The sequence below is a fragment of the Streptomyces sp. NPDC004561 genome (assembly GCF_053602155.1).
In genome coordinates this window covers 1-12,079 of the sequence record NZ_JBSGDB010000272.1, presented here as the reverse complement: position 1 = coordinate 12,079, position 12,079 = coordinate 1, and the positions used below count along the sequence as shown (strand labels likewise).

The following is a 12,079-nucleotide window of genomic DNA, read 5'->3' as shown; positions in this document are numbered from 1 at the left end:
TGGGGGTGTCGCTGTTTCTAATCGTGGGGGGGAAAATGTGTCTGACCCGCGCCCAAACCTATATGTGTTAGGCGCGCTGTTCGTCGTAGCCATGGCATTAACCATGAATAGGTTCCAGAACCATGGCGAACCCCAAGAGCAAGCGACGTCAGCGCGGCAGCATCCGCCCCAACGGGGCCGGCTTCCAGGTCCGGGTCTACGCCGGGCGTGACCCGCTCACGAAGAAGGACCTCTACCTCCACGAGCAGGCCGAGACGGAGTCCCAGGCGGAAAAGGTCCGCACCAGGCTCCTGCACCAGGTCGACGAGAAACGCCACCCCAAGACACAGGTGACCATGTCGTTTCTGCTCGACCGGTGGTTGGGCGTCGCCGAACTCGACGAGACGTCGTACGAACGGGCCGAGGGAATCATCCGCAACTACCTCAAACCCATATTCGGCGACCTCAAGGCGAGCAAGCTGACCGCCGAGATGCTGGAGCTCTTCTACGCCCGCCTCCGCCTCTGCCAGGAACAGTGCGAAGGCCGGCGCAACGGCAAGACCGACCCCAAGACGAAGCAGAAGCACGTATCTGCACACCCTCTACGGGGCCGCTCCAACGGCCGGCGCCGGGCAGTACCACGCGAGGATCGTGCGCGAACACGCCGATCGGCGACAGATCGCCGCACTCGGCACCCGACTGATCCAAGCGGCGCGCGATCCCGGCGAAGACCACGACGAACTGCTCGCCACGGCACGCCAGGCGCTCGCCCGCACGACAGTCGAGGCACGCTGGCCTGCCCCGACCCCGCTCGGCCAGCAAGGCCCGCTACCCACATTCCCTGTCGACGCCCTTCCCGCGTGGGTAGCCGAACAGGTCGCCGCCGTAGACGAGTTCACGCCGACCCCCGCCGACATGGCTGCGACCATGGCCCTGGCCGCGCTTTCCACGGCCGCCGGCGGGCGCGTCCACGTCCAGATCCGAGACGGCTGGGTCGAGCAGACGAACCTCTACCTGGTCGTCGCAATGCCCCCGGCCTCCCGCAAGTCCGACGTCTTCGCCGCGATGACCCGCCCTATCTACGACATCGAAGCAGCCATGCAGGAGGACGCTCGCCCCTCCATGATCGAGGCCGAGGTAGCCAAGGAAGCCGCAGAAGCCCGCGCCGAGGCCATCCTGGCCAAGGCCCGCAAGGCGGACGACTCCACTGCGGCCACATCCCTGGTGGCCGAGGCCGCGGGCCTGCGCATGGAGGCCGAGTCAATCGCAGTCCCGCCCAAGCCCCGACTGACCGCCTCAGGCGACGTCACCCCTGAGACCCTGACCAAGCTGCTGAGCACGCACGGCCGCCTCGGTGTCCTCTCCCCGGAAGGCGACCTGTTCGACATCATCGCGGGCCGTTACAGCTCTCGCCCCAACCTTGGCGTCTTCCTGCAGGGCCACAAGGGCGAGCGCCTACAGGCTGAACGCATCACGCGCGAAGCCGACTTGGGCGAGAAGCCAGCGCTCACCATCGGTATCACCCTGCAGCCTCCGGTCCTCATGGACCTTGCCCAGACCCCAGGCGCCCGCGGCCGCGGCCTGCTGGCCCGCTTCCTCTTCTCTCTCCCGGCATCAACCCTCGGCTACCGGAAAATCGTCGTCCCGCCGGTCCCGGAGAAGACATACCGCGCGTACGAGTCCCATCTCACGACTCTGGTCCACACCCTCACGGACCTCCCCGAACCGGTCACTATCAAGTGCTCCGGGCCCGCCGACCAAGCCGTCATCAAGCTCCAGGAAGACATCGAGCCCCAGCTGCGCCCGGACGGCCCCCTGGCCCATATCGACGACTGGGCAGGCAAGTACGTCGGCGCCGTTGCCCGCATCGCCGGCCTCCTCCACCTCGCCGACCGCGCCACAGGCCGGTGGGGCGAGCCCATCGAGGCGACCACGATCGAGCGCGCCATCGCGATCGGCGAGTACTACACCGCCCACGCGCTCGCGGCCTTCGGCCTCATGGAGACGGACGCAGACACCGAGAAGGCCCAGCAGGTGCTCGACTGGATCCGCCGGACGAAGGTGACCAGCTTCAAGGCCCACGAACTCGTCACGGCCCGCCGCCGAGTGTTCCCCACCGTGAGTTCGACAGCTCCGGCACTGGGGCTCCTCGAGGAGCACGGCTACGTCCGTCGACTCCACGAAGAACGAGCCGGGACGCGCGGACGCCAACCGGCTGCGGTGTACCGAGTGCATCCCTCGGTTGTGGCGGTAGACGATGCCTCCAGCCTCCAGGCGTGAGTATCAGGGCGCTCCGCTTTCGCCGTTGAGCATCGCGCGGAACCCCCTGAGTTTGGCGCTGTCGGAGATCTTGGAGCTACCCCTCATGACCACTCCGTGCACGGCGTAAGCCCGGCCACGCATGGTCCGGGCCTACGGTATGGAGCCACGGCGGGAAAGCAAGGGGTGCCCTGCGGCGGCCGCCTCGGGCGGCGTCCCTCAGAGCAGACAGGACTGTGCGTCGCCTCGACGTCGCGCAGGCAATGCGGACCAAACGCCAGCCCGTCGGAGCGCTTTCCTCAGGTAGCGTCGTCGGCCAAGTACTCGCTCAGGAGGCTGAACAAGTGGTTGCACAGATCCTCGTTGGCGAGCGGAGCATCGCTCAGGACACCGGCTTCGGCAGCGCATATCTTCTGTACCAGCGCCCACCAGACAAGGTTCGTGCCGTGCCCGAGCCTCTCCGCGAGCCATGGGCGGAAACCCCGAAGTAGTTCGCCATCTGTTGCCGCGTCGCCTCCATTGATGAAGGCCACATAGTTCATGTATGAGCCGTCGAGCCCGTAAGCACCGGGCCTTCTGTGGACGTCTCTGAGACGAGTGGGAAAGTCCACCGCCTGTCCTTTCTAGTCGAGTGGAGTGAATACCAGGTCATCGCCCCATTCGAATTTCCCTCGGTATTCGTCCAGCGGCTCACCTTCTGGCCCTGTCCAGGCATCGTATACACGGCCGTCCTTGACGACGACGTCGTGGTGACCCCAGAAGGAATCCTGTTCACGGTACTTGCCGAGAGTTGGCGCTCCGTAGCGGTCCGTAACGCGCATGCGGCTACCCCCGATGTTCTGCTGAATGGATTCCGCCACTTGTTCGCAACCGTTACTGCCCTCGATTCCGCAGACGTCGGACGCCTTGCCGTTGGGCCAGTACTTTTCGGAGCTGAGCGAACCGCCGCCGCCATTCGACTCGGCCTCACGCAGGGCCTGTCCGAGGCCGTTGCTGAATCGGCTGATGCCGTCCGTGATGCCGTAGATCCCCGCGCCCGCTAGCCCGGTACCGACGACGATCGCGGGTGCTCCCTCAAGGCAGCCGATGATGGTCAGGCACAGGCCTCCGCCCCCGACATCGATCGAGGCACCTCCCCCGACGCCAATGACGCCGGCACCCGTCTCGAACAAACCCTTCCAGATGTCGGGGTTTCCGAGGATCGCCTGTCCGTAGTCGCCGATGGTGTTGGCCGTGTCCTTCAACCAGTCGGGCACCCAACTGCCGTCGTCCTGCTGGTCGGATTGCTCCTTACGCCACTTGTCCCGGAGCTGCTGCCACTTGGCAATTTCCTGTTGCTGCTTTTGGACAGCCGTCCGGAATGCCTCCATCGCGGCGTTGGCCGCGGCATTTGCATCCTTACCTGCGGCGAGGGCTGAGGCACGGGCTTGCTGGGCTGCCGTCCGGGCCGAGTCGGCGGAGCCACGTGCGGCGGTGGCCGAGTACTGGGCCTGGGCGGCGGAGGTGACGGCCGCGGCGGCTGCGTTCTCGGCGTCCTGCTGGGCCTTGCGGGCGGTGTTGGCCGAGGCCGCTGCGTCCTTGGCGGACTGTTCGGCCTGGGTGGCGTAACCGTCGGCCTGTGTGGCGTACTTCTTGGCGTCCTTGGCCGCCTGGTCGGCCTGCTTGGCGTAGCCGGCGGCTTCATCTTTGGCCCTGGCGGCGTCGGCTGCTGCCTTGCCCGCCTCGGCCGCGTTCTTCTGCGCGGTGGCGGCCACGCCCGCGGCCTGTGCGATGAGCTGCTGGATCTGGGATTCGTGGGTGGAGCCGAGCTGGTCCTGGCGCTGCGCCTTGTACTGGCCGACGGTGATGAAGAGGTGGAGGAGGTCGGAGGGCCCTTCCAGGGCGATCCTCGCCGCGGCTTTGACCTGTGGGCCGGTGCCACTGTTCTTGGGGTCGGCGAGCTGGGCAGCGCGGACGCGTTCGTCCTGGGTGCGCTCCTGGGCGTCGTCGGTGGTGATGAACTGGCGCAGGGCGTCCGCGGTGTCGGTGTTCAGCGCGGTGCGGCCGGCCTGCTGTTCGTTCGGCCCGGCGTTGGCGATGGTCCGGGCGATGTACAGGCGCATGTCCTGCTTCACGGCCTCGTACTGGCCGGTGGCGAGGAACGCGCTCACCGTGGCAGCGTCGCCGTCGAGGGCCTTGGCGGCAGCCGCGCGGACGTCGGCCGAGCCAGCTGCCTCCGCGAGGTGTTCGACGTCCTGGCGGTCGTCCTGAGCGCTCGCGTCCTGGCGGCCGGTGCGGATGTAGTCGGTCACGTCCTGGTCGGAGCCGGCCAGGGCCACGAGGGCGGCCGACTGGGTCCACGAGCGACCGGTCTTCGCGGTCGCCAGGGCCACCTTGCGGGCTTCGGGAGCGATCTGCGCAGGATCAGCGCCGGACTGGGCCGCCTGGTCGGCGAGCTTGGCCGCCTCGACCTGGAGGTCCTTGGCCTGCTGCGTGGCCGCCTGCTGTGCCGCGGTGCGCTGGTCCTCCTGGGCCTTGAGGTCCTGGGCGCGGTCGATGGCCTCGTTGGTACGCGCGGTCAACTGCTCGGCGTCGATACGGACTGCCAGGTCGTGGACCTTCTTCGCCTTGGCGACCGCGGCGCTGGCGGCGTCGGCGTCCTTCTTGGCCTCCTGGGCATGCGCGGCGGCCTGCTTGGCGGCGGTTGCCGCCTGCCCGGCGTGGGCGGCGGCGTCGTCTGCCGCCTTGGCCGCGTTCTCCGCATGCGTGGCCGCGTCGTTCGCCGCGTCACGCGCCTCACCGGCATCGGAGGCGGCCTCGTTCGCCAGGGATTCGGCGGCGGCGGCGGCACGGCTCGCTTCCCGGGCGTGCCGGTGCGCGCTGGCCGCGGCGTTCTGTGCTTCGGCGGAGTGGACGCCAGCCTCGTCGGCCAGCGTGTTGGCCTGGTCGGCCGCGTTCGCGGCATCGGTGGCGTCACTGCCGGCGCCGCTGGCCGCCTTTGCCGCGTCGGCGGCCTGAGCAGCGGCGGTGTGGGCCGAGTCGGCGGCCTGGGCGGCGGCGTGAGCACCGGCCGCAGCGTCGCGGGCCTGCTGGGCGGCCTTGCGGGCGGCGCCTGCCTGGCCGGCGTCGACGGCTGCGTTCGCGGCGGCGTCGCGGGCCTGTGAGGCGGCCTGGGCGGCACCGTCGGCGGCAGCGGCAGCGGAGGCGGCATTGGCGGCGACCCTCGCCGCATTGGTGGCGGCGTTGGCCGCGTCGATCGCCGTCTGCGCGGCGGTGGCGGCCTGCTTCGCCGCGCTCGCCGCGCGGGCAGCCGCGGCGGCCGCGTGCTGGGTGTCCTTGTGCGCGGCCTCGGTCTCGGCCTCGGCCTTCTGCGCCGCTGCCTTCGCCAGCTTCGCCGCGGTCACCGCTCGGGCCGAGGCGTCCTTGGCGGCCTGGGTCTGCTGCCCGGCCAGCTTGCCCGCCTTGGCCGCCTGATCGGCGAGCTGCGCGATCGTGGCGTGCTCCTGGTCGTGGGCACGGGACACATACTGCCCGACCTGCAGGAACTCGTGAATGTCGTCGGCGGTGCCGTTGATCGCGATACGGCCGGCTGCCTGGACGTTCGGCCCGCCGGCCGCGATGATCTGGGCAACCTCGACCCGCTCGTCCTGCTCCCGGTCGTTGTACTGGTCGTTGTCGAGGAACTTCTTGATGTCCTCGGGGGTGCCGTTGAGCGCGGCGCGTCCCGCCTTCTGCACTTCCGGGCCGCCCGCGTCGATGATCTGGGCGACGCGGACCCGCTGGTCCTGCTGCAGCGGTGCCTTCCAGCCGTCCTTCAGGAACGCCTTCAGGTCGTCCGGCGTCCCGTCGAGCGCTTTGCGGGCGGCATCCTGGAGGCTCAGGCCGCCGACGCTGGCGAACTGGGCGGCGGCCACCCGCTCGTCCTGGACAGCGATGTCGGAGGCCTGGGAGAGGAAGTTCTTGACGTCGTCGTCACTGCCGACGAGAGCGACCTCGGCGGCGGCCCGCACGCCGGGGCCGCCCGTCTCCCACAGCCGTACCACCTTGGCGCGGTCGGTGTCCGGAAGCGCACCGGAGATACCGGTGTCCGTGGGGGTGGTGCCGTCGGCTCTGGCCGAGGAGGGTGCGGGTCCCAGCAGGCCCAGGACGAGCGCGCTGGGCAGCAGGCCCAGGCACAGCACGCGGATCGCGCGCTGAGCCCCTGCTGCCACGCGCCGTGGGCGTCGTGGATGTGTCACTGCGGACTCGATTCGTTCTTTCGGTTGGGGGTGATGCACCGTTCGTCTGTGCCGCTGGGGCCATTGGTCACTGTCCCCTGGGCAGCGCGGTGCCAGGGGGCGGCTCACGCGGTTGTTCGCGGGCCGCTCCCACAAGGCCGTGTTTGGGTGCGTCAGTTGGCGGGTGCGAGTTGGATCTCGTCGTGGAGGCCCTTGGCGTCGACGCCGGTGAAGTAGCTGACGTGGCCGTCGTTCCAGCGGACAAGGATGTCGTTGGCGGTGGTGTTGGTGCTGAAGGCGCCGACAGTGATCGCGGCCGCGTTGGTCCAGTACGACTTTTCGGGCCGGATCCTGATCTCACCGGGCAGGGCCTTGCCCGTCATCCCGGGGTAGATCGTGGTCTCACCGTCGATCCAGCGCACCAGCAGGTCATCCGTGTCCTTGCCGGTGAAGGAACCGGTGGCGAGTTTCTCGGCGTAGGGCCAGGTGTTGTTCTTGGCGACGGTCTGGGTCTGCTTCTTCAGCCCGTTGGCCGCCAGGTTGCTGAAGACGGAGACATGGCCGTCCTTCCAGGCCACCAGCAGGTCGTCGCGCAGACCGTTGGCGGTGAAGCGGCCGGCGGTCAGCTGCTGGGCGTCGTTCTGCCATTCGGCGGTGTGGGGCGGGGCGAGCTGCTTCTCGCCGTGGAAGCCCTTGGCGTCGACCGTGGTGTAGAGGGTCATTTCGCCGTCGGACCAGCGCACCACGACCGCGTCGGTGCTACCGCCGGTGTTGGTGCCTGTCACGTTGACGGCGTGGGTCCAAATGCTCTTCTCGGGCTGCAGCTGGTGTTCGGCGATGAAGGGGCGGGCGGGGTCGTTGCCGTAGCCGCCCTGATAGAGGGTGACCTTGCCGCTGTCCCAGACGACGATCAGGTCCATGTGGCGGGTGCCGCCTGCGGAGTCGCCGGTGTAGTAGCCGGCCGTGATCTGCACGGCGTGCTTCCACGGGGCGGCCGCGAAGACGGGGGCGTAGGCGACTTGCTGGATCCAGGAGGCGAGGTCGTCGACCCGGGCGGCCACCGCGCCGGTGCGGGTCTCGGCCGGGTCGGTGCCCAGGCAGCCGCCCTGCCAGGACAGGCTGCTGACACCCACGACCGCTCCAGTGGCGCTCAGCACCGGACCGCCGGTGTCTCCCTTACAGATCGCTGCACCGTCGGACTTGCCGGTCAGGTCGAGGGTGGTGGCGGCGGTGTTCTGGACGGTGAACGCGGCCGCGTGGACCTGGTCGGGCACCCATTCGTCGTGGGTGCGCCCGAACCCGGCAACCTGGACTTCGTCCCCGGCACCAGGCGCGGCACCGGCCACCGGGAGCGGGGTGATACCGCCGACGGGCTTGGCCAGTTGGGCCATCACCACGTCACGATCCGTGCGCGGCACCAGGTTCACCACCTGCTGGGCGCCACCGCCGATGGTGGCGGTCGTCTTCAGCTTCGGCGCGCCGGACGCGAGCGTGCCGCCCGGAGTGTCGGTGAAGCAGCTCGCGGCGGTCAGCAGCCACTGCGGGGCGACCAGGGTGGCCGAACAGCCGCGCTGGCCGCCGACATCGAGGCGGGCGGTGGCGGCCGAGACCGTGGCAGAAGCGGTCGGGCCGGACACGGCAGTGGCGGGCGTGGCGGTCAGAGCGGCGGCGGCCAGCGAGGTGGCGGCGATCAGGCCGCCGGTCCACGCGGCGCGCGGACGAAAACCAGACATGAGAAGTTCCTTGGCGTCGTGCGAGAAGGGGTGGGAGAGGCAGCGGAAGGCGGGGCCGGTCAGCCGGTGACCCGCAGTTCCAGCAGCACGGACGGCGCACCACCGGCCGCGCCCTCACCCACGCTCTGGTAGCCGTTCTTGTCCACGGTCACCGTCTTCACCGGCGCCGAGGGATCCGCCTGCGGCCGTAGATCCGCGCTGATGGGATGGTCGGCGGTCTCCAGCGCGAACACCCGCGGCAGTTCCAGCGTGAGATACCCCGACTTCGTGGAAGCCTTGAAGCAGTAGGAGCCCTGAGAATCCCCGCTCTGCCCCTGCACGGTCAGGACCTTGATCTGCTGAGCCGAGTCGTCGCACTTGGCGAGGGTGATGTGCCCGTCGCCCTTGATCAGCTTGATGCCCTGGTCCCGCTGGATCTGATCCGCGTTCGGGTAGGCGTAGTCCTCCACCGCGGACGGCGGCGTGGCCCCGGCAGTTCCCCCTGTCGGCTGCGGGTCGGCGGACGCGAGCATCGGCGTGCCCGCGAGCGCCAGAAAGACAGCAAGCCCCGCGACGGGGAGCATCCTGCGCATACGAGGAGTCACCCGAATTCCTTTCCAGGCCCGGGCGACGGCATGACGAAATAACATCTGCAGCCCCCCGTGCACACAGACGTAAAGCAAAAATAAGTGGTCGAGTGCGACCCTAAAGCGGAGTCATATACGAAACAACGTGACCATCACCACAGGAAATCCATGGAACCTCCATATGGGGTGCACAGTCAGGAGGGCGCATACGGCATTCAGGCCGCCATCGACGGCACCACTGCCCCCAAACCACCGAACGCGCCTCTGTGCCGGAACTGCCGGCTCCCCCGAGGCCGGAACTTCCGCTCCCGCCCAAACCCATCGCCCGTGCCACCGCGCCGCCCCATCAACTATCGCCTGCCCGAAAACCGCTGGAACCCGCCACGCCCCGCGACTGCCCTCACTACCGGCAGCCCATCAGCATCATCGCGCTGCTGGCCCCCCCTGAAGCCGCCCGTCCGGCACTGCCACCCCGTCCCGACGTCATCCCCATGCGGAGACTGCCGTGACCTCGACTCTTCTGGGCGGCGCCTGCATTCCGGCCTCACCGAGGATCTCGGTAACCATCTCCCGGTGATCTCCAGCCGCGGCAGCACCACCTCCTCGCGCTCCAGCAACTCAGTCAACTCCGCGATCAGCTGCCGCAGTTCCTCGATACGGGCGCGGGCCGTCACCTCCCGCGCGTCCGGTTCCTCAACCAACGAGCCCATCGCGCTCCAACGTTCTGACGACGCCGTAGGAGACACCCGCTCAGGCCGCTTCTGAGGAGCCGTGTTTCTAGCCGTGAACCACAGGCGAATCCTGCACTCACAGACACTCCAGGTGTCATCATGAAGACGAACGATGCAGGTAGGAGCCACTGGCTACAGGCTCTGTTGCTCTCCTAAAGCGGGTGTCGCAGGTTCGAATCCTGCCGGGGGCACAGAGAGAAGGGCCAGCTCAGGAGGAAGTTCCTCCCAGACTGGCCCTTCGGCGTTTCAGGGGCCGTGCCACAGTCGTGCCACTACGCACTAGCTGTATTGATCACGAGCGTTGTTAACGCGGGCCGGTCTTGATCGTGGCGAAGGCCCCCGTGTGTGGTGGAGGTGTCGAATCTTCACCGCACGGAGGCCTTCGTGTCCCACCGTAATGCCCGGCTGACCGTTCACGGCAGGCGGCTGCTCGTCGAACGTGTCGGCTCCGGCCGTCCCGTCGCCCACGTCGCCGCAGAGATGGGCATCTCCCGTCCCACAGCCCACAAGTGGATCCGGCGCTGGCGGTCCGAGGGCGAGAGCGGACTCATCGATCGTTCCAGCCGTCCCCGCAGGACACCGCACCGGACCGCAGCTGCCACCGAGGCACACGTCTGCAGGCTGCGGCAGGACCGCTAGCTGGGCCCGGCACGTATCGGACCGATCCTGGGCCTGCCCGCCTCCACCGTGCACCGCATCCTCACCCGGCACGGCCTGAACCGTCTGGCCTTCCTGGACCGGCCCACCGGCCAGCCCATCCGCCGCTACGAACGCGACCGGCCCGGCGAACTGATCCACGTGGACGTCAAGAAACTCGGCCGTATCCCCGACGGCGGCGGCCACAAAGTCCTGGGCCGACAGGCCGGCCGGGCCCGGCGAAGCAGCGTGGGCTTCGACTACGTCCACTCCGCCGTCGACGACCACACTCGCCTCGCCTACAGCGAGATCCACCCAGACGAGAAGGCCACTTGGTGGAGAAGTGGCCGCGGAAGCCGAGCATGTGGACCCAGCTCATCCGCCTCGCCCAGCTCGGCCGCGCCGCCGGCATCTACCTGGAGGTGTGCGGACAGCGCTTCGGCGCCGAACTCGGCAAAGGCGCCACCATGCTCCGCGCCCAGCTGACCGGCCGCGTCTGCCACCGCGTCAACGACGAAGCCTCCGCCAAGATGGCCCTCGGCGACATCGCACCCGAAGCGGTCTATGCCGCCTGCTCCATCGCCGCCGAAAGGCCCGGCTTGGCCGTAGCGGGCGACACCTCGGGCGGATGGTCGCGCATCCGCACGCCCTACCTGTCCCTCGCCGACGCCGCAGAGACCTGCCGCGAGTCGGCCCAGTTGGCGCCCGACCTACCCGCGCTGAAGCCCTTCCGCCCCGACGTGCCCGAGGGTCCGGTCGAGAGTGCGCCTCCGGTCGTCCTGCCCCACCCGGCAACCGACTGACTTCCCCCTGCCCGACTCCGAAAGGAGCCGCATCATGCGTGCCCGCCTGGCCCGCGTCGACGCGGTGCTCGTCCAGGCGCTCATCGCCGCCGCGCTGTCCTTCGCCCACATTCACGACGTAGCCATGGCAGCCGGACAGGACGGGTGGAAGGCGTGGGCCTATCCCGTCTCCGTCGACCTCTTGCTTGTCGCCGCCTGGCGCCGACTGCGCTCCGGTACGACCAAAGCCGCGGCCTGGCGCCCAGCTCCCGTCCGGTCGCTGGCAGGTTCGGCGTGGTAGAACCGTGGCGCGCTGGAGGTGCTTGTGTCTGCCCTGACGGCCATCTGCACGGGTGCAGCCTGCCGTCACCGTTCCGTCACAAGTAGTCGCCCCACGGAACCCTGCCGCTCTCCCGCCCTGTCTGCACTCACGTACCACGACCACGCGTACCGCGGGGCAACAACCGACGACCGAAACCCGCGGACGAGATGACTCAGGGGGACGACAGCATGCGTCACAGCAACGGCATTCGCAGGGCGGCTCTGGCGACGACGGCGGTCACGGCCGTCGCGGCGGCGGTGACCGGCATCCTGCCCGGCACCGCCATGGCGGCGAGCACCACCAACTCCACCCCGCCGCCCGCCTGCCCGGCCTCCGCCCTCCAGGTCAGCGCCTGGCAGGCCGTCCACCGGCCCGTCGGGACCGGGACCGGGGCAGCGGTCGTGCAGTTCACCAACGTCTCCCGGAGGACGTGCGCCCTGAAGGGCCATCCGACGGTCGCGGGCGCCGGCAACGGCTCCCCCGCCCACAACACCCCGCTCAAGGTCACCCCCACCGGCAGGGCGGCCACCGTGACGGTCCGGCCGCACGGCAAGGCGTGGGTGAAGCTGACCTTCGTCCAGGTCCAGGGGGAAGCCGACGGCTACTGCGTGTCGGGCAAGGACCCGGTGACGTATCCGACGATGGTCATCGGGCTGCCGCACTCCGGGAAGCACCAGGTCGCCCTGAACGACGGGGTGTGGGCCGAGTGCGACAACAAGGTGACCGTCACCCCGGTCTCGGCGGTCAAGCCTTCCTGACCCCCCGTCCCCACAAAACGAGCGGCCTGCATAACGATCGCAGGGCTCTGACCTACACGTTTACGAGGAACTGCACATAAGTGCAGGTCAGCGACTCAGCGTACCTTCGGTGCGCTG

At 69.0% G+C, this 12,079-nt stretch carries 6 protein-coding genes and 4 pseudogenes; 6 read left to right on the top strand and 4 right to left on the bottom strand.

The window, feature by feature from the left end:
- Nucleotides 1-122 precede the first annotated feature (122 nt).
- Together ACWEN3_RS29260 and ACWEN3_RS29255 are read left to right on the top strand one after the other, a co-directional pair.
- Nucleotides 123-434, top strand: a pseudogene (locus tag ACWEN3_RS29260) (hypothetical protein); the annotation flags it as partial.
- A gap of 196 nt (nt 435-630) precedes the next feature.
- Entirely contained in the window at nt 631-2,259 is a 1,629-nt protein-coding gene (locus tag ACWEN3_RS29255; RefSeq protein ID WP_452976694.1) for a YfjI family protein, read from the top strand.
- 278 nt (nt 2,260-2,537) lie between these two features.
- On the opposite strand, the gene ACWEN3_RS29250 is transcribed toward ACWEN3_RS29255, so the two are convergent.
- The 4 genes from ACWEN3_RS29250 to ACWEN3_RS29235 form a co-directional block, all read right to left on the bottom strand.
- Entirely contained in the window at nt 2,538-2,849 is a 312-nt protein-coding gene (locus tag ACWEN3_RS29250; RefSeq protein ID WP_451557703.1) for a hypothetical protein, read from the bottom strand.
- 12 nt (nt 2,850-2,861) lie between these two features.
- The gene (locus ACWEN3_RS29245; protein WP_452976692.1) at nt 2,862-6,227 is read right to left on the bottom strand and encodes an ALF repeat-containing protein; all 3,366 of its coding nucleotides are present in this window, start codon (nt 6,225-6,227) and stop codon (nt 2,862-2,864) included.
- Between the two features lie 380 nt (nt 6,228-6,607).
- A complete protein-coding gene (locus ACWEN3_RS29240; RefSeq protein ID WP_452976690.1) occupies nt 6,608-8,167 on the bottom strand; it encodes a S1 family peptidase in 1,560 nt (519 codons plus the stop codon).
- A gap of 59 nt (nt 8,168-8,226) precedes the next feature.
- Nucleotides 8,227-8,751: a hypothetical protein gene (locus ACWEN3_RS29235; RefSeq protein ID WP_451557247.1), complete on the bottom strand. Its 525-nt coding sequence runs from the start codon at nt 8,749-8,751 to the stop codon at nt 8,227-8,229.
- 1,097 nt (nt 8,752-9,848) lie between these two features.
- Between ACWEN3_RS29235 and ACWEN3_RS29230 the strand changes: the two are divergent.
- From ACWEN3_RS29230 to ACWEN3_RS29215, 4 genes and pseudogenes are all read left to right on the top strand, one after another.
- Nucleotides 9,849-10,442, top strand: a pseudogene (locus ACWEN3_RS29230) (leucine zipper domain-containing protein); the annotation flags it as partial.
- Nucleotides 10,443-10,450: 8 nt separating this feature from the next.
- Nucleotides 10,451-10,903 (top strand): annotated as a pseudogene (locus tag ACWEN3_RS29225) (FtsK/SpoIIIE domain-containing protein); the annotation flags it as partial.
- A gap of 34 nt (nt 10,904-10,937) precedes the next feature.
- Nucleotides 10,938-11,141: pseudogene (locus ACWEN3_RS29220) on the top strand (DUF2637 domain-containing protein); the annotation flags it as partial.
- Between the two features lie 251 nt (nt 11,142-11,392).
- A complete protein-coding gene (locus ACWEN3_RS29215) occupies nt 11,393-11,962 on the top strand; it encodes a DUF4232 domain-containing protein (protein ID WP_452976688.1) in 570 nt (189 codons plus the stop codon).
- The last annotated feature ends 117 nt before the right edge of the window (nt 11,963-12,079 follow it).

What these genes read in the sequence shown, in the direction of transcription:
- ACWEN3_RS29215 (WP_452976688.1), top strand. Translation starts at nt 11,393, where the DNA reads ATGCGTCACAGCAACGGCATTCGCAGGGCGGCTCTGGCGACGACGGCG.
- ACWEN3_RS29240 (WP_452976690.1), bottom strand. Translation starts at nt 8,167, where the DNA reads ATGTCTGGTTTTCGTCCGCGCGCCGCGTGGACCGGCGGCCTGATCGCC.